At 72.3% G+C, this 24,569-nt stretch carries 26 protein-coding genes; 10 read left to right on the forward strand and 16 right to left on the reverse strand.

Going from position 1 to position 24,569, the window contains the following annotated elements; all coding sequences use genetic code 11:
- Positions 1-69: 69 nt before the first annotated feature.
- From JJV70_RS14090 to JJV70_RS22805, 8 genes are all read right to left on the reverse strand, one after another.
- A complete protein-coding gene (locus tag JJV70_RS14090) occupies positions 70-1,269 on the reverse strand; it encodes a globin domain-containing protein (RefSeq protein ID WP_219048219.1) in 1,200 nt (399 codons plus the stop codon).
- 206 nt (positions 1,270-1,475) lie between these two features.
- The gene (locus JJV70_RS14095; RefSeq protein ID WP_257573922.1) at positions 1,476-3,788 is read right to left on the reverse strand and encodes a UvrD-helicase domain-containing protein; all 2,313 of its coding nucleotides are present in this window, start codon (positions 3,786-3,788) and stop codon (positions 1,476-1,478) included.
- Positions 3,789-3,969: 181 nt separating this feature from the next.
- Positions 3,970-4,674 carry an anti-sigma factor gene (locus tag JJV70_RS14100; RefSeq protein ID WP_219048220.1) on the reverse strand — a complete coding sequence of 235 codons (705 nt, stop codon included), beginning with the start codon at positions 4,672-4,674 and terminating at the stop codon, positions 3,970-3,972.
- A complete protein-coding gene (locus JJV70_RS14105) occupies positions 4,671-5,219 on the reverse strand; it encodes a sigma-70 family RNA polymerase sigma factor (protein ID WP_219048221.1) in 549 nt (182 codons plus the stop codon). The genes JJV70_RS14100 and JJV70_RS14105 overlap by 4 nt, the downstream gene beginning before the upstream one ends.
- Positions 5,220-5,313: 94 nt before the next feature.
- Complete coding sequence (locus JJV70_RS14110) at positions 5,314-6,714, reverse strand: uroporphyrinogen-III synthase (protein WP_257573924.1); 1,401 nt, start codon at positions 6,712-6,714, stop codon at positions 5,314-5,316.
- Positions 6,715-6,866: 152 nt separating this feature from the next.
- Positions 6,867-8,261 (reverse strand): NarK/NasA family nitrate transporter, encoded by a 1,395-nt coding sequence (locus JJV70_RS14115; protein WP_219048222.1) that lies wholly within the window; start codon positions 8,259-8,261, stop codon positions 6,867-6,869.
- Between the two features lie 387 nt (positions 8,262-8,648).
- Positions 8,649-9,854 (reverse strand): acetyl-CoA carboxylase biotin carboxylase subunit family protein, encoded by a 1,206-nt coding sequence (locus JJV70_RS14120; protein WP_219048223.1) that lies wholly within the window; start codon positions 9,852-9,854, stop codon positions 8,649-8,651.
- Between the two features lie 44 nt (positions 9,855-9,898).
- The gene (locus JJV70_RS22805) at positions 9,899-10,033 is read right to left on the reverse strand and encodes a hypothetical protein (RefSeq protein WP_257573925.1); all 135 of its coding nucleotides are present in this window, start codon (positions 10,031-10,033) and stop codon (positions 9,899-9,901) included.
- 164 nt (positions 10,034-10,197) lie between these two features.
- Between JJV70_RS22805 and JJV70_RS14125 the strand changes: the two genes are divergently transcribed.
- Positions 10,198-11,184: a LuxR C-terminal-related transcriptional regulator gene (locus JJV70_RS14125; protein WP_308294816.1), complete on the forward strand. Its 987-nt coding sequence runs from the start codon at positions 10,198-10,200 to the stop codon at positions 11,182-11,184.
- A gap of 55 nt (positions 11,185-11,239) precedes the next feature.
- Here JJV70_RS14125 and JJV70_RS14130 read toward each other — a convergent pair whose 3' ends face one another.
- The 3 genes from JJV70_RS14130 to JJV70_RS14140 all read right to left on the reverse strand — a co-directional run bounded on the left by JJV70_RS14130 (position 11,240) and on the right by JJV70_RS14140 (position 12,329).
- Positions 11,240-11,635 (reverse strand): type II toxin-antitoxin system VapC family toxin, encoded by a 396-nt coding sequence (locus JJV70_RS14130; protein WP_219048225.1) that lies wholly within the window; start codon positions 11,633-11,635, stop codon positions 11,240-11,242.
- Positions 11,632-11,874 (reverse strand): hypothetical protein, encoded by a 243-nt coding sequence (locus JJV70_RS14135; protein WP_308294817.1) that lies wholly within the window; start codon positions 11,872-11,874, stop codon positions 11,632-11,634. The genes JJV70_RS14130 and JJV70_RS14135 overlap by 4 nt, the downstream gene beginning before the upstream one ends.
- 134 nt (positions 11,875-12,008) lie before the next feature.
- Complete coding sequence (locus JJV70_RS14140) at positions 12,009-12,329, reverse strand: GNAT family N-acetyltransferase (RefSeq protein WP_219048228.1); 321 nt, start codon at positions 12,327-12,329, stop codon at positions 12,009-12,011.
- A 120-nt stretch (positions 12,330-12,449) separates the two neighbouring features.
- Here JJV70_RS14140 and JJV70_RS14145 point away from each other — a divergent pair, with 120 nt between their 5' ends.
- Positions 12,450-13,310: an alpha/beta fold hydrolase gene (locus tag JJV70_RS14145; RefSeq protein WP_219048229.1), complete on the forward strand. Its 861-nt coding sequence runs from the start codon at positions 12,450-12,452 to the stop codon at positions 13,308-13,310.
- The gene (locus JJV70_RS14150; protein WP_219048230.1) at positions 13,303-13,857 is read left to right on the forward strand and encodes a TetR/AcrR family transcriptional regulator; all 555 of its coding nucleotides are present in this window, start codon (positions 13,303-13,305) and stop codon (positions 13,855-13,857) included. Before JJV70_RS14145 ends, JJV70_RS14150 begins: the two co-directional genes overlap by 8 nt.
- A gap of 68 nt (positions 13,858-13,925) precedes the next feature.
- Here JJV70_RS14150 and JJV70_RS14155 read toward each other — a convergent pair whose 3' ends face one another.
- From JJV70_RS14155 to JJV70_RS14165, 3 genes are all read right to left on the reverse strand, one after another.
- Positions 13,926-15,101, reverse strand: a complete 1,176-nt coding sequence (locus tag JJV70_RS14155) for a protein-L-isoaspartate O-methyltransferase (protein WP_219048232.1) — start codon at positions 15,099-15,101, stop codon at positions 13,926-13,928.
- A gap of 187 nt (positions 15,102-15,288) precedes the next feature.
- The gene (locus JJV70_RS14160) at positions 15,289-16,158 is read right to left on the reverse strand and encodes an AraC family transcriptional regulator (protein ID WP_219048234.1); all 870 of its coding nucleotides are present in this window, start codon (positions 16,156-16,158) and stop codon (positions 15,289-15,291) included.
- Between the two features lie 26 nt (positions 16,159-16,184).
- Complete coding sequence (locus JJV70_RS14165; protein WP_219048235.1) at positions 16,185-16,661, reverse strand: ATP-binding protein; 477 nt, start codon at positions 16,659-16,661, stop codon at positions 16,185-16,187.
- A gap of 113 nt (positions 16,662-16,774) precedes the next feature.
- Between JJV70_RS14165 and JJV70_RS14170 the strand changes: the two genes are divergently transcribed.
- The 3 genes from JJV70_RS14170 to JJV70_RS14180 are packed head-to-tail and all read left to right on the forward strand — an operon-like array spanning position 16,775 to position 18,041.
- On the forward strand, positions 16,775-17,602 hold the full coding sequence (locus JJV70_RS14170) for a DUF5753 domain-containing protein (RefSeq protein WP_257573926.1): 828 nt from the start codon (positions 16,775-16,777) through the stop codon (positions 17,600-17,602).
- Positions 17,599-17,808, forward strand: coding sequence for a DUF397 domain-containing protein (locus JJV70_RS14175; RefSeq protein ID WP_219048237.1), 210 nt, complete (start codon positions 17,599-17,601; stop codon positions 17,806-17,808). Before JJV70_RS14170 ends, JJV70_RS14175 begins: the two co-directional genes overlap by 4 nt.
- Positions 17,805-18,041 (forward strand): DUF397 domain-containing protein, encoded by a 237-nt coding sequence (locus tag JJV70_RS14180; protein WP_374227300.1) that lies wholly within the window; start codon positions 17,805-17,807, stop codon positions 18,039-18,041. The genes JJV70_RS14175 and JJV70_RS14180 overlap by 4 nt, the downstream gene beginning before the upstream one ends.
- Before the next feature lie 34 nt (positions 18,042-18,075).
- Here the strand turns inward: JJV70_RS14180 and JJV70_RS14185 are convergent, their stop codons facing one another.
- Entirely contained in the window at positions 18,076-19,299 is a 1,224-nt protein-coding gene (locus JJV70_RS14185) for an RNA-guided endonuclease TnpB family protein (protein ID WP_219048240.1), read from the reverse strand.
- Positions 19,300-19,349: 50 nt separating this feature from the next.
- On the opposite strand from JJV70_RS14185, the gene JJV70_RS14190 reads away from it, so the two are divergent.
- The gene (locus tag JJV70_RS14190) at positions 19,350-19,508 is read left to right on the forward strand and encodes an Arc family DNA-binding protein (RefSeq protein WP_219048241.1); all 159 of its coding nucleotides are present in this window, start codon (positions 19,350-19,352) and stop codon (positions 19,506-19,508) included.
- Between the two features lie 284 nt (positions 19,509-19,792).
- Here JJV70_RS14190 and hemC read toward each other — a convergent pair whose 3' ends face one another.
- A complete protein-coding gene (hemC, locus tag JJV70_RS14195) occupies positions 19,793-20,722 on the reverse strand; it encodes a hydroxymethylbilane synthase (protein WP_219048242.1) in 930 nt (309 codons plus the stop codon).
- Positions 20,723-20,934: 212 nt separating this feature from the next.
- Here hemC and JJV70_RS14200 point away from each other — a divergent pair, with 212 nt between their 5' ends.
- The 3 genes from JJV70_RS14200 to JJV70_RS14210 all read left to right on the forward strand — a co-directional run.
- Positions 20,935-22,023: an S-(hydroxymethyl)mycothiol dehydrogenase gene (locus tag JJV70_RS14200; protein ID WP_219048244.1), complete on the forward strand. Its 1,089-nt coding sequence runs from the start codon at positions 20,935-20,937 to the stop codon at positions 22,021-22,023.
- Positions 22,020-22,688, forward strand: a complete 669-nt coding sequence (locus JJV70_RS14205) for an MBL fold metallo-hydrolase (RefSeq protein WP_308294818.1) — start codon at positions 22,020-22,022, stop codon at positions 22,686-22,688. Before JJV70_RS14200 ends, JJV70_RS14205 begins: the two co-directional genes overlap by 4 nt.
- 735 nt (positions 22,689-23,423) lie before the next feature.
- Positions 23,424-24,569, forward strand: a 1,146-nt coding sequence (locus tag JJV70_RS14210) for a trypsin-like serine protease (protein WP_219048245.1), incomplete at its 3' end; no start/stop codon positions are given.

Below are 24,569 nucleotides of genomic sequence, written 5' to 3' on the forward strand. Positions count from 1 at the left end.
GGCCTGATGCGCATCTGGGAGTCCGCATTCCGCCAGGGGCTCTCGGCGGCCCGGAGCGGCCTGGGGAGGTCAGTCGCGGCCCAGCCACAGGTCGGGGCCGAAGACCTCGTAGTGGATGGCGGCGGGTGCCACCCCCTGCTCCAGCAGGGCGCCGCGCACCGACTTCAGGTAGGGCAGGGGGCCGCAGAGGTAGGCGGTCAGACCCGGGGGGAGGTCCAGCGCGGCCACGTCGGTGCGTCCCGCCCGGGCGCCGGGCACCGAGGCGTGGGCGTCCTCGTACCACAGGTGCAGGCTGGCGCCCGGGAGTTCGCTGGTCAGCCGGGTCAGCTCCGCCCGGTGGGCGTGGTCGGCGGGGGTGCGGTCCGCGTGTGCGACCAGGACCGGCCGGGTGGAGCCGGTGGCCGCCAGGTGGTCGAGCATGGCCAGCATCGGGGTGGCGCCGATTCCGGCCGAGGCCAGCAGCAGCGGGCCCTCGCCCTCGGGCAGGGTGAGCCCGCCGAAGGGGGCGGACACGGTGAGGGTGTCACCCGGCCGGACGTTCTCGTGCAGCCAGGAGGAGACCTCGCCCTGGGGCCTGGCGTCTTCCCCGCGCAGGCGCTTGACGGTGATGCGCCACTCGGGGTGGCCCGGGGCCTGGGAGAGGCTGTACTGGCGGATCTGCCGGGCCCCGTCCGGCAGCGTCGCCTGGACGCTGACGTACTGGCCCGGCAGGAAGGGCTCGACGGGGCCGCCGTCGGCGCGGCGCAGGGTGAGGGAGACCGCGTCGGGTGTCTCCGCGTGGCGTCCGCTCACCACCATGTCGCGCCACACCTCGCCCTCGGCGACGCCGCTCTCCTGGTAGAGCTGGGCTTCTGCCGCGATGAGGGCGTTGGCCATCAGCCAGTAGACCTCGTCCCAGGCCGCGGCCACCTCGGGCGTGACGGCCTCGCCCAGGACCTCGACGATCGCCGCGAACAGGTGCTCGTGGACGATCTTGTACTGCTCGGAGGTGACGCCCAGTGAGGCGTGTTTGTGGGCGATGCGGGCCATCATCGCGTCCGGGCGCTCGTCGGGCCGCTCGACCAGGAAGGTGGCGAAGGTGGCGATCGACCCGGCCAGGGCCTGCTTCTGGGTGCCGTCGGCCTGGTGGCCCCGGTTGAACAGGTCGCGCAGCAGCTCCGGGTGGGCGGCGAACATCCGGGGGTAGAAGCGCTCGGTGATCTCCCCGATGGCCCCGCCCACGACGGGCAGCGTGGCGCGGACGACCGGGAGGGACTGTTCGGAGAGCACGGCGACTCCAAAGAGGTAGATAGTATTCGTATTTACGGCGACACCCGCGCACGGGCAGACGACGATCAGGCCCACCGGCCTCGACCGGCTGCTGACCCGACCCTAGCAAAATACGTATCTGAGATACCACTTAAACGAAGTGGGGAGCGCCACAGCCACCGGCGGCCCGGTGGGGGCGTACCCGTGGGGACGTTTCTGGCGGGTGCTCAGCTCTCCCGCAGCAGGTCGGGCACGCCCGCCGCGTCCGGCAGGTCCCGGGGGCCGGAGAGGATCGTCAGCCGCTGCGTGGCCCGGGTCAGCGCGACGTAGAGCACCCGCAGCCCGGCGGGCGACTCGTCCGCGATCCCGGCCGGGGTCACCACCACCGTCGCGTCGTACTCCAGCCCCTTGGCCTCCAGACTGCCCAGGGCCACCACGCGCCCGCCCAGCCCGGCCAGCCAGCTCGCGGCCTCGGCGCGCTGGGCCATCGGCACCACGACGCCGACCGTGCCCTCGACCTCCGCCAGCAGCCGCCGCGCCTCCGCGCGCACGGAACCGGCGAGGTCACCGGCGTCCGCGACGGCGAACCGGGGCACCACGCCGGTGGAGCGCACCGCCTTCGGCGGCTGCGTGCCGGGCATGGCGAGCGTCAGCACCCGCGAGGCGAGGTCCGCGATCTCGGCCGGGTTGCGGTAGTTGACGGTCAGTTCGAAACGGCGGCGCGGGCGCGAGCCCAGGGCCTCGGCGCGCGCCTCGGCGGCCTCCTCGTGGTCAGACCACGAGGACTGCGCCGGGTCGCCCACGATCGTCCACGTCGCCTGGCGTCCACGGCGGCCGATCATGCGCCACTGCATCGGCGTCACGTCCTGCGCCTCGTCCACGATGACGTGCGCGTAGTCGCGGCGCTCCTCGGGCGCGACCTCGCGGCGCTCACGCCGGGTGGGGTCGCGGTCGGCGGCGGTGGTGACCTCGGCGAGCCCGGTGAACTGCTCCAGCGGATCGATCTCGGTCTTCTTCGGCCTGGCCACGGCGCCCAGCACGGCGTGCAGCTCGTCCAGCAAAGCGACGTCGTGCACGGACACCGGTCCCTGCCCGGCGTCATCCAGCCGGGACAGCGAGCGAGCCAGCCGCCGCACCTCACGCGGCTGGAGCACGCGGCGCGCGAAGCGGCCCAGCCGCCGCTCGTCGCGCATCGCGGCCAGCACCCGGCGCGGGGTCAGCTCGGGCCACCAGGCGGCGAGGAAGTCGGTGAAGGCGTCCTCCTCGCGCACGTCCTCGTCGAACGCCTCCCGGGCCTCGGCGGCCAGCTCCGGGTCCGAGCCGGGCGGGTAGCGCACCGGCCCTGTGGACTTGACCCACAGCGCGTCCAGCAGCAGCTTGCGGGCGCGCGGACGCAGCAGGTTGACGGGCGCGGTGCCGCCGAGCGCCGCGCCGCGGATCGCGCGCAGCTCCTCGGTGTCCAGCTCCACCCGCGCGCCGAACGCGACCACCCGCAGCCCGCGCGCGGCCACCGGATCGCCCGCCAGCTCCAGCGCCCCCCGGACCGCGCGGCGTAGCACCTTCGTCATACGCGCCGAGCCCTTGACGCGGGCGACGGGCTGCGGATCGTACGCGTCGGCCCGCGCGCCCTCGACCAGCGAGCCGAGCGCGCGGATGATCACCTGCCCCTCCTCACCCAGCGACGGCAGCACGCCCTCGGTGTAGGCGACGAGCAGCGGGGTCGGGCTGACCACGAGGATGCCGCCCGCGAAGCGGCGCCGGTCGCGGTAGAGCAGGTAGGCGGCGCGGTGCAGGGCGACGGCGGTCTTGCCGGTGCCGGGCCCGCCCTCGACCTCGGTGACGGCGGCGGCCGGGGCGCGGATCACCTCGTCCTGCTCGGCCTGGATGGAGGCCACGATGTCGCGCATGGTGTGGCCACGGGCCCGGCCCAGCGCGGCCATGAGTGCCCCGTCACCGACGGCGGGCAGCTCCGCGCCGTCCAGGTACGCGGTCAGCTCCGGGCGCAGCAGGTCGTCCTCGACACCGAGCACCTTGCGACCGCGCGAGCGGATCACGCGACGGCGCACGACGCGGCCGGGGTCGATCGGCGTGGCCCGGTAGAACGGCGCGGCGGCGGGCGCGCGCCAGTCGATGACCAGCGGCGTGTAGTCGGCGTCCAGCACACCGAGGCGGCCGATGTGCAGGGTCTCGGCGATGTCGGCGGTCTGGTCCGGTCGGATGGCGCCGTCAGCGGGTTCGACGGAGGTGTAGGCGCCGTCGGGGCCGCGCTCCCCCGTCTTGCCGTCCAGCAGGTCGATGCGGCCGAACAGGAAGTCCTCGTACTCGCTGTTCAGCCGGTTTAGGTGCACCCCGGCCCGGTAGACCTGCGCGTCCCGCTCGGCCAGCGCGCCGGGCGTGCCGACCTGGGCGCGCTGGCCCGCGTCGGCCATGAGGAACTCGGCCTCGTGGATCTTCTCCTCCAGGCGGCGGTAGACCGCGTCCAGGTGATCCTGCTCCGCGCCGATCTCCCGTTCGCGCACGCCTGTGTCCCGCGCCTCCAACGCAAGGGCCCCCTTCTGCTGTACCCAGGGCAGCCGTCTACCGTACGCCACGCTCACCCCCCGCGCACGCGCGCCCACCCGTGCCGGCACACACGGGTGTCTCGGGTTCACGTCCCGTCATACACCCGCACGCCCGGCAGGCGGTGGTCAGCCGCGACCGCCGGGCGTCAGGGGCGGGGGGTCACGCGCCGGTGTTGACGGTGACCAGGTGGTCGCCGTCGAGGGTGCGGACCTCGAAACGGGCGATCTCGGCCGGGGCGTAGGCGGCACCTCCGGTGAAGTAGTCCGACTCCTGCCAGCCGTAGCCGGTGGCGGACACCGCCCAGGTGGTGACCGTCTGCTCGGTGCCGTCCCGGCCGACGGCGACCAGGTCACAGCGTTCCGGGCCGCTCAGGCCGGTCAGCTTGACGGCGACCTGCGTGCCCCAGTCACGCGGGACGAGGGCGACGGTGGCGGCGACGTCGGTCGCGGGGTCGGAGGCGCTGACCTTCTGTCCGTCCTCGTAGACGGCTTGCGCGAGCGTGCCCCCGGGGGCCTGGTCCTGCCCGCCGAGCACGGCCGCGCCCGCCAGCGGGGCGGCGATGATCAGCGCGGCTGCGGCTGCCACTAGCGTCAGGCGCCTGCGGCGGTGGCGACGCCGGTCGGTGCCAGCCTCGTCCAGCAGGCGGTCCAGCAGCTTGGGGTCCGGGCGGGCGGTGAGCGCGCTGGCGTGCGGCGCGTCCTGGGCGAAGTCGGCCAGCACCGGGCCGAGCGGCAGCAGTTCCTGGAGCTCGTGGGCGCATGGGTCGCAGGCCGCGAGGTGTTCCTCGAAGCGCGCGGCGTCGGCTTCGTCGAGCGCCCCGATGGCGTAGGCACCGACGTCGGTGTGGTGCACGGGCGACGTCATGCCGTCACTCCTCTTTCCTCAAGCGAGAGCTTCAGCGAGCGCAGCGCGTAGAAGACCCGGGACCGCACCGTACCGGGCGGTACCTGGAGCACGCTGGCGGCCTCCCCCACCGTGCGGCCCTTGAAGTACGTCTCGATCAGCGCCTCGCGGTGCGCCTCGGTGAGGTCGCCCAGCGCTTCGGAAATCAGCATCATGCGCAGCGCGCGGTCGATCTCGTCAGCGGCGGGCAGCGCCTCCAGCGGCGCCCCGCCCTCGACGGACACCTCCTGCGGGCGGGCCCGGCGGCTGCGGTGCCCGTCGATGACGATGCGCCGGGCCACCGTCACCAGCCACGGCCGCACCGATCCGGTAGCGTGCCGCAGCTGCTCGGCGTTGCGCCAGGCGCGCAGCAGTGTCTCCTGTACGACATCCTCGGCGCGGTGGCGATCGCCGCCGACCAGCCGCAGCACGAACCCGTACAGCGGACCCGCGTGTTCGTCGTAGAGGGCACGTATAAGGGCGTCGTCCTGCGACGTTCTGTCGGCCACGGCGGCATCCTCACCCACACCCACACTCCACAACCGGTTCTTGGCAATCTCCGCGTTTGACGTGGTGTACGCGCCCCCAAGGCGTACCGTTCACCGGTTACCCAGCCCGGAGTCATTCCGGGGCGTCGGCGTCCAGGGCTAGGCGGTAGCCGCGTTTGACTACGGTGTGGATGAGTTTCGGGGCGCCCAGGGCGGCGCGGAGGCGGGCCATCGCGGTTTCCACGGCGTGTTCGTCGCGGCCGGAGCCGGGCAGGGCGCGCAGGAGGTCGGCGCGGGAGACCACCCAGCCGGGGCGCCGCGCCAGTGCGTCCAGGAGCGCCATGCCCGCCGGGGGGACGGGGCGCAGCTCGCCGTCCACGAGAACGGCGTGGCCCCGGATTTCCAGGCGCCGCCCGGCGACGGCCAGCACCGGCGCCCGCTTCGGCAGCCGCGTGCACAGCAGTTGCACCAGGGGGCCGAGGCGGAAGCGTTCGGGCGCTTCGGTGGGCACCCCGTGGGCGGCGAGCGGCGCGGCGGTGACCGGGCCGACGCAGGCGGCGTAGACGTCGTGCCGCAGGGCCTCCAGCAGTGCGTCGCCCAGCCCGCGTTCCCGGGCGCGGGTCAGCAGGGACAGTGCGGCGGGGGCGCTGGTGAAGGTGACGGCGTCCAGCGTGCGGGCGGTCACGGCGTCCACCATGCGGTCCAGGGGGCCGGGGTCCTCGGGGGGCAGCCAGCGGTAGACGGGCACGGGGATGACCTCGGCCCCGGCGTCGCGCAGCGTCTGGCTGAAGTCGGACAGGGGTTCGCCGTGCAGCTGGACGGCGATGCGGCGGCCCTTGACGCCTTCGGCCAGCAGCCGTTCGCGCACCTCGGCCAGCGATTCGGACGCCGGGGCCCAGCGTTCGCTCAGCCCGGCCGCCCGGATCGCGCCGCGCACCTTGGGGCCGCGCGCGAGGAGTTCGGCGCGGCCGAGCACGGCGAGCAGGTCCTCGCCCAGGGCCCAGCCGTGCGCGGCCTCCACCCAGCCGCGGAAGCCGATGGCGGTGGTGGCGATCACGGTGTCGGGTGGCGTAGCGAGGAGTCGCTGGGTGGCGCTGAGGAGTTCGGTGTCGTCGGCGAGCGGGAGGATGCGCAGGGCGGGCGCGTGCTGGACGGTGGCGCCGCGACGCTCCAGCAGGGCGATCAGCTCCTCCGCGCGCCGGGCGGCGGTGACGCCGACGGTGAAGCCGTCCAGCGGCCTGACCTCACCCGGGTTCCCCCGCCGGGTACGGGCGCCCGGCGTACCCGACGCGCCCGTCCCCCGCCCGCCCCCGCCGCGTCCGTCCCCGCCGCGCGGACGCTCGCCCGCACCGCCCAGCCCGGCCACGTCCGCCCCCACGCCGGGCACGTCCGCCCCCACGCCGGGCACGTCCGCCCCCACGCCGGGCACGTCCGCCCCCGCGCCGGGCACGTCCGCCCCCGCCCCGGGCACGTCCGCCGTCGGCGGTGTCGGCCCCGGCGGGCGGTGCTGCGGCGTGCTGTCGTGCTGTGGCATCGGTGGTCCTCGTCCCCGTCTGCGCGTTCAGACCGTGGCTCCGAGCCTGCCCCCGGCGGGTGACAGGCTCGGTTCCATCGGGTTTCCCCGGTGTTACGTACCGTTTCACGTGGTGTTTCACGCGCTGCGGCAGGTTTCCCGTATTCCTCGCGTCACACGTGGACGGGGGCGGGCTCGGGGGCGCTGGGTGTCGCCTCGGTGGCGTCGGCGGGGCGGGTGGGGCGGCGGCGGAGGTATACCGTCCAGGTGAGGGTGAAGCAGACGGCGTAGCAGGCGAGGAAGGCGACGAACGCGGCGGTGCCGGTGCCGCTGCTCTGGAAGGACTGGCGGAAGGCGAGGTTGATACCCAGGCCGCCCACGCCGCCGACGGCGCCGATGAGCCCGATCGCGGCGCCCGACAGCCGTCGCCCGTAGCTCGCCGCCGCCTCGCCGCTGAGCCCGAGCCGGTGTGCCTTGGCCTGGTAGATGCCCGGGATCATCTTGTACGTGGAGCCGTTGCCGATCCCGCTGAGCACGAACAGCGCGATGAAGCCGGTGAGGAACAGCGGCAGCGAGGTGCGGCCGGAGGCGAGGATGACGACGCCGGTGGCGGCGGCCATGGCGGCGAAGGTGACCAGCGTGATGCGGGCGCCGCCCCAGCGGTCGGCGAGCCAGCCGCCGAGGGGCCGGACGGCGGAGCCCAGCAGCGGTCCGATGAAGGTGAGCGAGGCGGCTTGCAGCGGGGTGCGGTCGTACTGGCTGGTGAGCACCAGTCCGAAGGCGAAGCTGTAGCCGATGAAGGAGCCGAAGGTGCCGACGTACAGCAGCGCCATGATCCAGGTGTGCCCGTCCCGGGCGGATTCCCGCAGCGAGGCCCAGGCGGCGCCGCTGTTCTCGGTCATCACGGCCAGATTGTCCATGTACCGCCAGGCGCACGCGGCGGCGAGCACGATGAGCGGCAGGTAGATCGCCAGCAGCAGCCGCGGTGATCCGGCGCCCGCGGTGGCGATGACGGCGAGCGCGACGAGCTGGATGACGGGCACACCGATGTTGCCGCCGCCCGCGTTGAGCCCGAGCGCCCAGCCCTTCTGCCGCAGCGGGAAGAACGCGTTGACGTTGGTCATGGAGGAGGCGAAGTTGCCGCCGCCGACGCCGGTGAGCAGCGCGACGAGCAGGAAGGTGGTGTAGGACGTGCCCGGTTCCATCACCACGTACGCGGCCAGCGTCGGCACCAGCAGCAGCGCCGCCGATATGACCGTCCAGTTGCGCCCGCCGAAGCGGGTGACGGCGAAGCTGTAGGGGACGCGCACGAGGGCGCCCACGAGGGTGGCCATGCCGACGAGGAAGAACTTCCCGGCGGCGTCGATGCCGTACTCGGGTCCCATGAACAGCACGAGCACGGACCACAGCGACCAGATGGAGAAGCCGATGTGCTCGGCCAGAACCGAGAACCACAGGTTGCGGCGTGCGGTGCGTTCGCCGGTGCGGCGCCAGAAGTCGGCGTCCTCCGGGTCCCAGTGCTCGATCCAGCGGCCGCCGCCTCGCGGGGTCGTCGTCCGGGCTGTCATGGTGCCTCCCTGGCCGGTGCGGTGTCAGGCCGAGGCTAGCCAGCGGGCGTTTCGGTGAGGTGCCCACAGGTGACGCGGGCGCAACCGTGGGCTCACCTAGCCGACAGCCGCGCGGTGAGCGGGCGGCGGCCAGCACGCCGGAGGCGTCGAACCCGAAACCGGCGTCCGTGGGACGCCGGTGCGGGAGCGCGGGTGCGGTGGGCAGCCGGGCGGAGTCGGACCAGCCGCAGGCGAGGCCGCGTCCGCCTCGGGCGGTGCGGCGTCCCGTGCTCCGCGCCGCGAGGTCGGGGCCGACCACGATGGGCCGGGCCCCGACCGCGCGTGCCGCCCAGCTGGCCTCGCGGCGGGGGTTGAGGAGCGAGGCCGTGGGCGTGGGGGGTGGCGGCTTTATCCGACCGGCTCTGGAGCACCGTGGTCCAGGTGCTCGGCGAGCCAGCCCTCGCAGGTGTGCAGGCGGTCCATGAGTTCGGGGCTGTCGGCACCGGCGACGACCGTCCAGCAGACGCTCGCCGCGCTGTGCCGCGGTCCTTCGCTCAGCTCACCGGGGGCGAGCACCGTGCGGTGTTCGCGGACCCAGTCGTAGGGCGGTGCGTCGGGGACGGCGATGACGTGGCCGGGGCGGGGCGTCATCGCGATGTCGCCGTGCACCGCGCGGGGTGCGGGCAGGGGCCGGGCGCGCAGGGGGAGCCCGGTGGCGAGCCGGAACCACGTCTCCTGCGGGTCGATGCCCCAGGTGCGGCGGATGAGCTGCGGGATGCGCGAGCCGCCGACGCGGCACGCCACCTCGCACAGCACCAACCGGTCGTCGGTGGTGTGGAAGACCTCCAGGTGGTAGGCGCCCACCTCGGGGGCGGGCAGCACGGTGAGCAGGGTGTCCAGGAAACGGCCGAGCCGAGTGGTCATCGGTTCGCGCGGGTGGAGCAGGGCTGAGCCGTTGTTGGCGCCGGAGAGCACTTCCAGGCAGCCGGTGTAGTAGCGGCCGGCGGAGACGAACCGGAAGCCGGGAGCGAGCACGGCGTCCACGTGGTAGACCTCGCCGTGCACGAACTCCTCGGCCATCAGGTCCTCCCGCCACGGACGCCGGGCGAACTCGGTCAGCGCGGCCTCGTCGCGCAGCACGGTCACATCCCGCGCCCCGCCCTGACCGACCGGCTTGACGACCACCGGGTAGTCCCGCTGCGCGACGAACTCCAGCAGGTCGCAGAAGGTGTGCAGGCGCGTGTAGGCGGGGACGGGCACGCCGTGCTGGGCGTAGTCCTTCATCAGCGCCTTGTCCCGGAAGACGCGGGCGCTGGCCTCACTCTGCCCCGGCACGTTCAGCCGGTCCCGTAGCCGCCCGGCCCGCTGGAGGTCGAACTCGTCGGCCGCCAGCACCTGGCCGAACCGCACCGGAGTGACGGGATCGGAGGCCATGCGCAGCGCGGCGAGCTCCGCGTACGGCACCACCGAGCACCCGTCAACCTCTTCGTAGTACGCGTAGCGCTCGGGGCCCGGCAGTGGGCGCTCGGTGAAGACCACCAGGTCGGCGGCCAGCTCCGGCAGCATCTCCGCGTAGTCGGTGCTCGCTCCCCCGTTGAGTACGAGCGTGGTCATGAGGTCTCCGTGGCGACTGGGCGGGCCGGGGCGTCAGTGCCGCGTTACCAGGCGGTGAAGCTGTCGTCGCCCGCGACGGTCGCCGTGGGCGCGGACACAGCGGCGGAAGCCAGCGGGGCCCCCACGACAGCCAGGGCGGCGATCATGGCCCCGGCGAAGATCCGAGTGAACCGCTTCACGATGTTCTCCTTCGTTCCAAGCAGTGCTGACAGCCTCAGCCGAAGGCCGTCACCCACGATATTTGTGGCATCGTCCCTGCGTGCCAAGGGATTGCCCCTGGCGTCATCTCGCCTGGCGCGTTGTCGCCCCCGTAAGCTGCGAGGCCCAAGAGGAGGCGGAGAGGGTGCGGGAAGAACCAGGGGACATAGACGAGGCCACCGCGCAGGTCTACCGGCTCCGCGTCACCCACGCCACCGAGCCGGCCGCGCGGATCGCCGTCCGGGCGGGCATGACCGCCGGGGACGTCGAGGCGGCGGAGCTGAGGCTCGCCGCACTGGGGCTGCTCCAGCCCGCGCCCGGCGGCGGCTGGGCGGCCGTCAGCCCGGAGACGGCGGCGGACACGCTGCTGGCCACCGCGCAAAAGGAGGTCCTGGAGCAGCAGACCGCCATCGCCACCACCCGCGCCCGGCTGCACGCGCTGTCCGGCGTCTACCTGGAGGCCCGTAGCCTGCGCTCGGACCGGGGCAGCATCGAGTTCATCGAGGGGCTGGACAACATCCGCTCGGTGATGGACGACCTGGCCCGGCACTGCTCACGTTCCGTGGACGCCTTCATCCCCGGCGGCCCGCTGCCGGACGACGCCATCCGCGCGGGCACGCGGCTGGACCGGGAGGCGCTGGGCCGGGGCGTGCGCATGCGCACCCTGCTCCAGCACTCCGCGCGCAAGCACACCCCGACCGCCCGCTACGCCGCGCGGATCACCGCCGCCGGTGCCCGGGTGCGCACCACCGGCGTCCTGCCCTCCCGCATGCTGATCACCGACGAGGACTCCGCGCTGCTGCCCGTCACCCCGGACAACCACGCCGCCGGTGTCGTCCTCGTCCGCGACCCGGCCATCCTGGGCTTCCTGCGCGAGCTGTTCGAACACCACTGGGACCGGGGGCTGGAGTTCACCGCCGAGGAACAGGCGGACGGCGCGGAGCCGACCCAGCTGGAGCGCGACGTGCTGCTGTTGCTGGCGGCGGGCAAGAAGAACGACGTCATCGCCCACCAACTGGGCCTGTCCCCCCGCTCGGTGAGCCGCATCGTCGCCCACCTGATGGACCGCCTCGGCGCCAACAGCCGCTTCCAGGCAGGCGTCCGCGCCGCGATGAACGGCTGGCTGTCCTAGCGGCTCCATGCCCAGCACCGCGCGCGGGGCGGGCGTGGTGGCTGCTGCAGGGGCGTCAGTCGAGGAGGATGACGGGGCAGCGGACGCCGCAGGCACGTGCCAGCTTGCCGTCGGCCGTGAGCAGCGGGCACCGGTACGCCTCGGCCGCCGCCACATAGGCGGCATCGTACGCGGTGAGGTTGCCTCGCAGCTCCCATACCCGGGCCACGAGCGTGCGCGTCAGCGGGACTTCGGGCGCGACGGCGGCAACCGCGTCCACCGCGTCCGAGGCGTGCCCCTGAGTGATCTTGCCTCCGAGGAGATTGCCCCGGATCACGGAGAGGATCTCAACCGTCCAGTGTTCCGGCATGACCCAGCGGCTGTCCGCGCGCAGTTCCCGGCGGGCGCGATCCCCCAGCGGCCCTTCGTCCAGCAGAGCAAGCCCCAGCGCGGAGGCATCCACCACGATCACCCGGCGTCCCCCGGCGCCCCGGCGGCCCGGTCACGCTCCGCCCGCGCCAGACGCAGGGGATCGACCACGTCCTCGGCCGCCAGGCGCGCCCCGTAGGCGCCACGGGAGAACCGGTCGAGCACGGCCAGGTTGTCCCGTCGCCGCGCCTCGTCGCTGAGCAGGTCGAACAAATACGATTGCAACGACTGTCCGCGTTCTTGGGCTATCGCGGCCAGCTTGTCCCGGAGCTCTTCGGGCACATCCCGAATCTGTAGGGCAACCATGCATGCATTATCGCATGCACGTAGGCGCGGGTGACAACCGGCGAAGCACGCGGCCGCCGACCGGAAGCACCACGCGGTCACGGGTGCGAACCAGGGCCGAGTCGGCGGCGTCAGCCCGGGGGGTCAGGGGCCGTCACGCGGCTCTGGGTGTCCGGTTCCACCACGTCCAGGTAGTCCTGGTGCCGCTTGATCCACTCGGCGACGAAGCCGCAGGTGGGGCGGACGTGCCCGCCCCGGGAGCGCACGTCCTCCAGCGCGGCGCGGGCGAGTGTGCTGCCGACGCCCTCGCCCTCGAACTCCTGCTCCACCTCGGTGTGGGTCAGCTCCCGGACCTGGCCGTGGTCCCGGTACTCCAGGAACCCGGCCACCAACCCCTCGGACTGCGCCTCGTACCGGCCCCGTCCGGCCACGTCCACCACATCGACGTCCATGTCCGCCCTCCCGTGCGCGCCTCGTCGCTTACCTGGGCACCTCCAGGCTACGCACGTCCGGGCGGGCGGCTGCGCGGGCACCACTTGACGGAATTGGCTAATGTGATTAGCTTTCTGGCTATGAGCAGAAACTCCCGGTCGGCAGCACCGAAGACGCGTTACCTCGACCACGGAGGCGGGCACCTCGCCTACGACGTCACCGGAAGCGGCCCGCTGGTGGTACTGGCGCCCGGGCTTGGCGACATCCGCACCACCTACCGCCACCTCGCGCCCCTCCTCGTGGACGCCGGTTACCGCGTCGCCACCGTGGACGTGCGCGGGCACGGCGAGTCGAGCACGGGCTGGCCCTCCCACACCCGCAGGGACGTCGCCGGAGACCTGGTGGCCCTCATCCGCCATCTGGGCGGTCCCGCCACCGTGGTCGGCGCCTCCTTCGCAGCCGGTGCCGCCACCATCGCCGCCGCCCGGCACGGGGACGACGTGAGCGCGATCGTGCACATCGGCCCCGGTGTCCGCGCGCCGCGCATCGGCGTGCGCGACCTCAGCCCGCGTCTGCTGCACGGCCTCGGCCTCATCCTCGGCGCCGCCGTGCTCCGTAGCGTTGCCCTGTGGCGGCGCTATCAGCACCTGGCCTACCCCGGCCCGCGCCCGGCCGACTTCGAGGCCGCCCTGCGTGCGCTCACCGCCAACCTGCGCGAGCCCGGCCGCATGGCCGCCGCCTCGGCGATGGCCCGGTCCTCCCCCGCCGAGGCCGCAGCCCACCTCCCCGGCGTCCGCCGCCCCACGCTCATCGTCATGGGCGGCGCCGACCCCGACTTCCCCGACCCGCGCCGTGAAGCCGACGAGATCGCCGCCGCCATGCCGCCAGGCATCGCGAGCGTCGCGATGATCGAGGGCTCTGGCCACTATCCGCACGCCCAGCACCCGCATGCCGTCGCCGCCGCGCTGCTGCCGTTCCTGAAGGAGCACACCGGTGCCTAGAGCGGGACTGACCCCGGACACCGTCATCGACCACGCCGTCCGGCTCATCGACGCCGCCGGGCCGGAGGCCGTCACCCTCGCCGCCGTCGCCGCACGCGCGGGCGTGGCGACGCCCTCCCTGTACAAGCACGTCGGCAGCCTCGCGCAGCTGCGGACGCTGGTGTCGGCGCGGGTGCTGGAAGAGGTCGCCCAGCGCACCGGGCGCGCGGTGCAGGGACGTTCGGGCGACGCCGCACTCGCCGCCTTCCTGCACGCGTACCGCTCCTACGTGCGCGACCACCCGCACCGGTACGCCGCGCTCCGGCAACAGCCCGACCCGGCGCTGGAATCGGCCGCCGGGCGCCTGCTCGACGTGCTCCTCGCGGTCCTGTACGGCTTCGGCCTGCACGGCTCCGACGCCATCCACGCCGCGCGCTGTCTGCGCTCGGCGGCGCACGGGTTCGCGGTGCTGGAAGCCTCCGGCGGCTTCGGCCTGCCCGAAGACCTCGACGCCAGCTACGCCGTCCTCGTCCAGACCCTCACCACAGGTCTGCCCCGCACACCCTGACGCCGCTCCCCCCCACCCACGCTCACTCCCCCCACCCCGCCGAACCAGCGCGCTGCGGGGTGGGCGCGCTACAGGGGGTGAGCCGGGCTGCCCCGCCAGGGGGTGGCGGATTCGGGGGTGAGGGTGAGGCCGTGGTGGGTGAGGGGTGGCTGGCCTGCGGTGCGCCAGGCGGTGTAGGCGGCGACGACCTCGTGCCACAGGTCGCGGGGGCCGTACGCGGTCACGGTGTCCGGCCGCCACCAGTCGGCGTAGTTGACCAGCGTCACGCTGGTGCCGCGCTCGTCCCAGAGCTGCGCCTGGCGTTGCGCGCCATCGCCCCGGTGGGCGCAGGCGACGTCGGGGACGGACAGGCCGATGCTGAAATCCTGGTGCCAGGGGCCGTCGAGCACCTGGGCCGGGTCCAGCGGGGACGCCGCCTTGCGGACGTCGGCGTCCCCGGCGTGGAGCGTCCGGGCGGGACGGTGGCCGCGTGCCCACATGTAGTGCGCCGTGCCGGTGAAGCGGCCGTGCGCGGTGCCGCCGGTGCCGCCGGTGCCGCCGGTGCCGCCGGTGCCGCCAGGCACGGTGAGGGCGAGGAGCGCGCCGGTGGCGTAACAGGTGCCGTACGGGGTGAGGACGCGCGCGCCGGGCGCGGCCTGCTCCACCCAGGCATACGGGACGCTCCGCAGGGCGGCGGTGGCAAGCACGCGGTCGAAGGGCGCCCGGTGCGGAACGCCGAGCAGGCCGTCACCGTGCACGAGGTAAGGCTGGTAACCGGCTGCGGTGAGGTTCTTCGCGCCCCAGTCGGCCAGCACCGGGTCGATCTCCACGCTGGTGACGTTCGCGTCCCCGACCCGTTCACACAGCAGGGCGGTGACGTAGCCGGACGCCGTACCCAGCTCCAGCACGCGGTGACCGGGTTCCAGCTCCAGCTGACACAGCAGCTCGCACACCGTGTCCGGGGCGGAGACCGACGAGGTGAAGGCACCCCGCGCCGGGCCGCCGTCCCCGTGCGTGCGCTGGTCGTCGAACTGCGTGACCAGGCTGTGGTGCGGATGCCACACCGCCCGGTACCAGGCGCCCGCGTCGGCGTCGCGATCCAGCACCGGGTAGTGGCCGTCAGGCTGGGCCGTCTGCGACCAGAAGCGCGGCGGCGCGAAGTGCGCGCGGTCCACGGCGTCGAACGCCTCCCGCACCCACCCGGCCCGGAACGCCCCCTTGGCCCCCAGCGCGGTGGCACTGACGGCCCGGAAATCCACGTTCACAGCCTTACTTCTTCTTCTCGGGGTTGTCACCGTCCGGGGACGGCGGTGCTGGCGGTGGCGTCCACGGCTTGTCCGACGGCTGCCCCCGGTGCTTCCCGCTCACGTCGCCTCCCACGCTGGTCCGGACACGGTGTTCCTCTGACATAGAGTCAGGCACGGTAAACGGCGACGCAAGGGCGCGTCGGACTCAGCCGCCAGCGTGCTCCACCGGAACCCACAGTTCCGCGTCGGCCCGGGTGCCGTCCTCCGCGACGCGGGCGCTGAGCATCTCCGGGCCGGGCCTGCTGCGGTACGGGTTGGACGGGAACCACTGGGTGAAGACATCCCGCCACAGGTGTTGCAACGCCTGCGGGAACGCTCCGGAGCTCTCAAACACCGCCCAGGTGCCGCCCGGCACCGGCAGGCTGTCCAGATCCGCGTCCGGTACCTCGGTGGCCGTCGCCACACCATGGTAGAAATCCAGCTCGGTGCCCTCTGCCCGGCTCGCGTCATGGGTGACGCTGACGTGGAGCAGCCCGCGCGGTTCCTGGTCTGACAGCTGGCTGATCCGGTGCACCGTGTCCTGCCCGATACCCCGGACGAACTCGACAATCGCCGGGTTCATCCCCTCGTGGACGAGCGGCACTCGCGCCGCCTTCCCCACCACCGCGAACGCGTCCTTCTCCACGATCCGGTATCGCATACTCGTGCTCCCTTCGACAACAAGGCGGAAGGACATCCGGGGCTGTGCGTGCAGCGCAGCGCCGTGGCGCCTGGCCTCTCCCGGGGTGACGCCGTGCACCGCGCGGAACGCGCGCGAGAACGCCTCCGCCGAGCTGTAGCCGTAGCGAACGGCGATCTCCAGCAGTGTCCGCTCCCCGGCCAGCACCTCGGCCCCGGCGACCGTCAGCCGACGACGCCGCAGGTACTCCGACAGCGGCATTCCGGCCAGCGCCGAGAACATGCGCCGGAAGTGGTACTCCGAGGTGAGCGCGATCCGCGCCAACTCGGCGCCCTCGACGGATTGATCGAGGTGTCGCTCGATGTACTCCAGCGCCTCGTTCAGCCGCTCCAGCATCCGGCTCTCCTTCCCTTACCGGCCACTCACGCTAGAAAGCGTCCGCCTCCCCGGACCCGACTATCCATGCCCGGTTCAGTCAGGTGCTCCGGGCCGCGCACAGCGAAGTCGCACCAGACGATCTTGCCGGGGTTGCGCGGGGAGACGCCCCACGTGTCCGCCAGCTCGCTGACGAGGAGCAGGCCGCGCCCGGACTCCCCGTCAGCGTCCGCCCCGGCGTCGGGGATGCGGGGTACGCCGTCGCCGCTGTCGTGGACTTCCAGCCGCAGCAAGCCGGCGTTATTCAGCCATACCTGGACGCGAAATCCACGCCCGGGCGGAACGCCGTGCAGGAACGCGTTCGTCGCCAACTCGCTCACGCACACGAGCACTTCGCCAGCGCGGTGCGCCACTTCCCATTCCAGGAGCGCTCGCGCGACGAACACCCTTGCGAGCGGTACGGACTGGCGTTCACGCGTGAAGAAACGTTCACGGAGCTGCACTAGCTCAATCTCACTGTTCACAGCGGGATCGTCGCGCTGGGTGACCTACCTTCGGCAGTGGGGCCACTCGTACATCTCGTTTGTACGGGTGGAAATCTGGTCAAGTACCCGTGTCCTGGGGGATGGAGAGCGACATGGACCAACGGAAGAAGAAGCGCAAGAAGAACTCCTCCGCGATGAAGCTCGTCGGCTCCCAACTGGCGTTGTTCCGCCACGCGGCGGGCTACACCCAGGAGGAGCTGTCCGAGATCAGCACCGCCGAGTACGACACGATCTGCTCCATCGAACAGGGTCGCCGGGCCTTGAAGTCCGACCTGGCCCGCGAGTTCGACGTCCTCCTGGACACCAAGGGCGCCCTGGAGTGCGCGGTAGAGAACATGCCGGAGATGGACCGGTACCCGATCTGGGCAGAGGAGTTCATCGACAGGGAGGAGGAAGCGATCTCCATCTGTTCCTGGCAGAACCAAGTTCTGCCAGGCTTGCTCCAGACCGAAACGTATGCACGGGCCACCTTCGAGAGCCGTGTTCCGGTGTTGGACGAGGAGTGGATTGAGGAGCAGGTCGTCGCACGGGTGGAACGTCAAGACATCCTTCGGCGGAAGGTCCCTCCAACCAGCAGTTTCATCATCTCGGAAGCTGTACTGCGAGACCGGCTCGGAGGTGACGAAGTATGGCGAGACGCGGTACGGCATCTCCGGCGCTGCGCCGACCTCCCCGGCATCACGGTCCAGGTGATGCCCCTGGGCCGTCACACCCACGCTGCCCTCGACGGGCCGTTTGTCCTGCTGGAGACGCCGGATCACGATCACATGGGCTACATGGAGACGCAGAGGGGAAGCCAGTTGGTCTCTGACCCTGATGAGGTCAGCATCTTGCAGCAGAAGTATGCGATGCTGCGAACCCAGGCTCTCAACCCTGAAGAAACGAAGAGCCTGTTGGACCGGTTGCTAGGAGAGTCATGAAGAGCGCCCGACCCACCACCGGCTCAGAGTCCCTTTCGTGGTTCAAGTCGAGCTACAGCGGAAGTGAGGGCGGTGACTGCGTCGAGATTGCCCACGGCGGCCACCATGTGTTCGTGCGGGATTCCAAGAACCTCGAAGGCCCGATCCTCGCGCTTCCCGCGGGCTCATGGGTTGCCTTCGCCCAGGGTGTAGCGAGCGGCTCGTGAACAGCCTGAGCTGGTTCAAGTCGTCCTACAGCGGCGACGAAGGCGGCGCATGCGTCGAAGTGGCCTACGAGTGGCGCAAGTCCACCTACAGCAGTGAGCAGGGCGGCGCTTGTGTCGAAGTGGCCGCGTGTCCGCAACGGGTGCACGTGCGGGATTCCAAGGCGGCAGCCGGACCCGTGCTGGACGTGGCGCCGGACGCCTGGGGCGCGTTCACCCGGTTCGTCACAGCTTGAATCCTCCCCTCCCTGAAGGGAGGGGATTCCTGGCTCAGGCTGCCTCCGGGAGCAGCGCTCCCGGAGGTCTTACGCCCTCGACACCAGCCGGGTTGAGACCAGCCCGGACGAGCATCACGCGGGCGGAGTTCTTGTCCCTGGGGGACACGGCTCCGCACGCGGTGCACGCATACGTTCGTTCAGAGAGGGGAAGTGCGTGCTTGGTTCTCGCACCGCACTCGGAACAGTCCATCGTCGTGTGGGCCGGATGCACCAGGTGCACGATCCGGCCGTGCTTGCGGGTCATCTCGGTCAGCGCGGTCTTGGTGGCGCCGATGGCGGCGTCGGCCGCCTTGCGGGCCATGGTGGACTTGGCCAGGAACTTCGGCTTGAAGTCCTCCACCGCGATCGCGTCGTGGTCGCGGACAACCGCCTTGGCCCACTTGCGGCCGGTGTCCTGCCGCTGCCGGGCAACCTTTGTGTGCAGCTTCGCCGTCTGCCGCTTGGCTTCGCGGTAGCCCTTTGAAGCTGCCTGTCCCTTCGCGGGCTTTCTGCGCGCCATCTGCTTCTGGTGCCGGGCCAGCTTCGCGGCGGCACTCTTCCCGTGCTGGGCGTGGGGGAGGTCGTGGGCGTCGCTGGTGGTGGTCGCGGTTTCCTTCACGCCCCAGTCCACGCCCAGCACACGGCCGGTCTCCGGCAGCGGCTCGATGGTGGTGGCGACGACGAACGACGCGTACCAGTGCCCCAGCGAGTCCTGGTAGACGCGCACGCTGGTGGGGTCGGCGGGAAGGTCGCGGGACCACACCACGGTCAGCGCGATGTTCCCGGCGAGGTGGAGGCGTCCGTCCTTCAGCCGGAAGCCGCGCCGCGTGTAGTTCAGGCTGGGCAGCGCGTCCCGCTTCCGCTTGGTCCGGGGCATCCCGGCGCGCTGCCGGACGGGAAGCTTCGCCTTGATGTCCTTGAGTGCCTTGGCGCGGGACTTGGCGAAGTCTCGGATGGCCTGCTGCTGCGGCACCGACGCACCCTCGCGCAGCCATCCCATGGCGGTGCGGGCCTCGGTCAGCATCTTGTCGAGCTGCGCCGGGCCGCACGTCGTCTTCTCGGCGGCGTCCCGGTTCAGGTGGTGGACTTTGCGGGACATGGCCACGCACTCGTTCCACACCCACCGGCAACGCGCCCACTCCGCTTCAAGACCGGCGAGCGCGGCCGACGACACACGCAGGCGGTAGGTGTACCGGGCGTACCCGGACTCCTCCGTCTGTCGTTTCACTGTCGTCATGACGTCAAACATACGGCACCTTTGCGTAGCGAGACAACTAGAATGGCGGCATGGATGAAGAGAAGCGCATCACTGTCCGGCTCCCCCTGGAGCTCCATGAGCGGCTCGCCGCGCTCGCGAAGCGAGACCGCAGGTCGGTCAACGGCGAGATCGTGCACCTCCTGGAGGTCACGCTCGCCAGTCACTCGGTGGACGCCGAATCGCCCTGACGGCGATTCGGCTTTCCCTGCCCTGCTCCGCAGGGGGCCGATTCCTCCCCGGCCTGAAGGCCGGGGCATCCTCGGAGGCATCCGGTGACGCGGGCGAGGGGGCGTGCGTTAGGCCCCCTCACCGCCGGAGACCCGGGTCGGCATCACGGGGACCGGGCGGGCTCCCCTGCCGACGGCCAGTAGCGCTGAGCTCGCCGCGTGACCCCTGCGAGAGTGCGGCGGCGGTGGAGACGGTACGGCCGGTGCGGCGGCGGACCTCTCCGTCCCAGGCGCCGGGTAGGCGCTCAGTGCGCGATGGCGTCGATGACGGCTCGGGCGCCCTGGGTGAGGAGGGTGTCGGCGACCAGTGCGCCGAGGGCGGCCGGGTCGGGGGCGGTGGCGGTGGCGGCCAGGGTCGTCGTGCCGTCGGGGGTGAAGACGCGGGCGGTGAGGGTGAGTGCGCCGTCGGACGCGGGCTGGGCGTACCCGGCGATCGGGCTGTTGCAGTGGCCGCGCAGGGCGTGCAGCAGCGTGCGTTCGGCCGTCACGGCGCGCGCGGTGTCGGCGTCGTTCAGCGGGGCGACGGCCGCCAGCGTGGCCGCGTCGTCCTCGCGGCACTGGAGTGCGAGCACCCCGGCGCCGACCGGCGGACACAGCGTCTCCACGGGGAGCACCTGGGCGATGCGGTGTTCGGCGCGGATGCGGCGCAGCCCGCAGACGGCGAGGACCAGCGCGTCCGCGCGGCCCTCGTCCAGCTTCTCCAGGCGACGGCCAGCGTTGCCGCGCAGCGGGACGCAGTGCACCTGGGGGTGGGAGGCGGCGAGCTGGGCGGCGCGGCGTACCGAGGAGGTGCCGACGCGGGTGCAGGTGGGCAGCTCGTCCAGCGTCAGCCCGCCGGGGTGGACGAGGGCGTCCCGCACGTCGTCCCGGCGCAGGAACGCGGCGAACCGCGTGCCCCCGGGGAGGGGCTGGTCACCGGGGACGTCTTTGAGGCAGTGCACGGCGACGTCGGCCTCCCCGGCGAGGAGTGCGGCGTCCACCTCGCGGGTGAACGCGGCCTTGCCGCCGAGGACGGCGAGATTGCCGGTCCAGCGGTCGCCGTAGGAGGTGACGGGGACGACCGTGGTGGCCAGCCGTGGGTGCCGTCCGGCCAGCTCGCGGCGCACCCGCTCCACCTGGGCGAGCGCCATCGGGGACGAACGGGTGGCGATGCGGATCAGCTCGGCGGAGGCCACGCTCGCACGATAAGCCGGACGCGCACGGCCCGCGCCGCCGGAGGCGGCGAACGGGTGGCGGACCGGAGCGCGGACCGTCGGCCCACGCACGCCGCCCGCCCGTGCGCCACCGCGGATCGCCGCGCGGCCAGGCGGGGTTCGGCGTAGCCTGCGACACGCGCGCGGCGACGCGCGGACGGCGACACGCGGCAGCGGGCGGAAGGGAGCAGGCGATGGCGCACGAGGTCAGGGGCGTGGTGGCCCGGGGCAAGGGGCGGCCGGTGTCGCTGGAGACGGTGTTGGTGCCCGATCCGGGGCCGGGCGAGGCGCTGGTGCGGGTGCGGGCGTGCGGGGTGTGCCACACCGACCTGCACTACCGCGAGGGCGGCATCACCGACGACTTTCCGTTCCTGTTGGGCCACGAGGCGGCGGGCGTGGTGGAGGCGGTCGGCGCTGGCGTGACCGGGGTCGCGCCGGGTGACTTCGTGGTGCTCAACTGGCGTGCGGTGTGCGGCCAGTGCCGGGCGTGCCGCCGGGGCCGCCCGTGGTACTGCTTCGACACGCACAACGCGACCCAGACGATGACGCTGGCCGACGGCACGGAGTTGACGCCCGCGCTGGGCATCGGGGCGTTCGCGGAGAAGACCCTCGTCGCGGCGGGCCAGTGCACGAAGGTGGACCCGGCCGCGTCCCCGGCCGCCGTGGGCCTGCTGGGCTGTGGGGTGATGGCGGGGCTCGGCGCGGCGCTGAACACCGGCGAGGTGGGGCGCGGGGACAGCGTGGCCGTCATCGGCTGCGGCGGTGTCGGCTCGGCGGCGGTGGCGGGCGCGCGGCTGGCGGGGGCGAGCACGGTCATCGCCGTGGACATCGAGGACCGCAAGCTCCAGTGGGCGCGCGGGCTGGGTGCCACCCACACCGTCAACTCCCGGGAGCGGGACCCGGTGGAGGCGGTGCGCGAGCTGACCGGCGGCCACGGGGCGGACGTCGTCATCGAGGCCGTGGGCCGCCCGGAGACCTACCAACAAGCGTTCTACGCCCGCGACCTGGCCGGAACCGTCGTCCTCGTCGGCGTCCCCACCCCCGAGATGCGGCTGGAACTGCCGCTGCTGGACGTGTTCGGGCGCGGCGGCGCGCTGAAGTCGTCCTGGTACGGCGACTGCCTGCCGTCCCGTGACTTCCCGATGCTCACCGACCTCTACCTCCAGGGCCGCCTCGATCTGGACGCCTTCGTCTCCGAGACCATCGCCCTGGACGACGTGGAGGAGGCGTTCGCGCGGATGGAACGCGGCGAGGTGCTGCGCTCGGTGGTGACGCTGCCGTGAGCCCCAACAGCCCCAAAGGCCCCGCGAGTCCCGCCAGCCCCGTGCGCATCGACCACACCGTCACCTCCGGCACGTTCAGCCTGGACGGGGAGACCTTCGAGGTGGACAACAACGTGTGGGTGATCGGCGACGACACCGAGTGCGTCGTCATCGACGCGCCGCACGACGCCGCCGCGATCCGCGCGGTGGTGGGCGGGCGGCGGGTGCTGGCCGTCCTGGCCACCCACGCCCACGACGACCACGTGCGCGTCGCCCCCGAGCTGGCGGACGCCGTGGGCGCGCCGGTGCTGCTGCACCCCGCCGACCTGCCGGTGTGGCGCCTGACCCACCCCGAGCGGACCCCGGACGCCGAACTGACCGACGGCCAGGTGATCCCGCTGGCCGGGGCGGAGCTGTGGGTGCTGCACACCCCGGGGCACGCGCCGGGCGCGTGCTGCTTCCACGTCCCGGCGCTCGGTGCCGTCTTCACCGGCGACACCCTGTTCCGGGGCGGCCCCGGCGCGACCGGCCGCTCGTTCTCGGACTTCGGCACGATCATCGCCTCGATCCGCGACCACCTGCTGACGCTGCCCCCGGACACCGCCGTCCACCCAGGACACGGCGAGTCCACCACCATCGGCGCCGAGGCACCGCACCTGGACGAGTGGATCACCCGGGGCCACTGACCGCGCGCCGCCCGGCTTCACCCGCGCACGGGCGGCCACGCATGCTGGTTCCGCGCCCAGGCTCACCTCGCGCACATCGCGGGATTGCGGTGCATACTTCGCGGTCACGTAAGGGCCGCCCGCGCGCTCAGCGACGCAGCCGACCGGAGCACTCCCCCGGGCCACGCGACGAGGACCGCTGCTGAGACCACCTCAGCTTGACGGAGCAAGCGCAGGCATTCCCTACTCGGGCGCGGCCAAGCGGGAAGGGGGAGGATCAGCGGGTCGCGCGGATGCCTCGCTTGCGTAATCCGCTGATGGTGCTCACCACGTCGGCCACGTCGTCGTTCTCTCACGACGAGTACGGCACTTGGTGGCACCACGCCTGCCGACGGTGGGCGGGCCGCGGACATTCCGCCCTGCGGCCCGGCCACCGTCTTTCCGGCTCCGAACACGCGATAACGCATCGGTTCCGATGCGTTATCGCAAGCACTGCAACCCTCCTGACGTGGCATAAGTCACACCCAATACCCGCCGGTTGTGAGTTTCTATCCGATTCCTGAATTAGGCGCACCGCCAAACCCCTGCTTTAATGGGGAACTTGAATACAGGAGACGAAGAGAACTGCCCATTCTCGACTCCTGCTGACCGCCGAACTTTAGGACTGTGATAAAGCCACGCAGCGCATTGCCGCGCATTCTGGGCATCACCGCCGCCCCTGACCATTGACGGATCATGACTCAAGGAACCAACCCCATGCGCCACACCAGACCCGTGCGCCTCGCCGCGCTGGCCGCGGCTCTCATCGCGAGCCCCTTCGTGCTGAGCGGCGCACCCGCGGCCGCCGTGACCGGCCCCGCCTCGGACGCCGCCGACACCACCCACACCTACACCGCTCAGCTCACCATGGGAGAGCACGACCGCGGCTGTTCCGGCGTGCTCGTAGCGCCGATGTGGCTCGCCACCTCCGCTAGCTGCTTCGCCGACGACCCCAACGGCGTTTCCGCGGGCAAGCCCGCCCAGGACACCACCGCCACCATTGGCCGCATCGACCTGACCACTGCCAAGGGTGCCGTCCGCGACGTGGTCGAACTCGTTCCCCGCGCCGACCGTGATCTCGTCCTTGCCCGGCTCGCCGAACCGGTGAACAGCATCACCCCCGTCCGGCTCGCCGATACCCCGCCCGCGGCTGGCGACACGCTCACCGTGGCAGGCTATGGCCGCACCAAGGACGAATGGGCGCCGCTGAAACTGCATACCGGCGCCTTCGCTGTCGACGCCGCCCCGGTCGGCACCGACCTGAACATCACGGGCAAGGACGGTGCGGCCGTCTGCCCAGGTGACACCGGCGGACCCGCCCTACGTACAGTCAACGGAGTAGCGGAACTCGTCGCCGTCAACAGCCGCTCCTGGCAGGGTGGTTGTTTCGGCGTCGACGCCACCAGCACCAGTGCCATCAACACCCGCACGGACGACATTGCCGACTGGATCGGCGCAACCGTCAACAGGCCGAGCACCACCGACTTCAACGACGATGGTGTGGACGACATCGGCCTGCTCTACGACTACGGAACCGCCGAGGACGGTCGTGGGCGCATGGGGTTGTGGCGGTTCACCGGCACCGGCACCGGTTTCGACGTCCCGGTGAAGAACTGGGACAGTTTCACGGACTCCGGCCACAGCTGGACCTGGGACAACAGCAAGCCCATCCCCGGTGACTTCAACGGCGACGGCAAAGACGACGTCGCCGTCCTCTACAACAGGGGGACCGCTGAGGACGGCCGTAGGCGCACCGCCCTGTGGGCCTTCACCAGCACCGGGGATGGCTTCAGCAACCCGGTCCGCGTCTGGGACTCTCTCACCGACTCCGGCCACAGCTGGACCTGGGACAACAGCAAACCC

Source organism: Streptomyces sp. JJ66 (assembly GCF_019303495.1).
Lineage (GTDB): Bacteria > Actinomycetota > Actinomycetes > Streptomycetales > Streptomycetaceae > Streptomyces.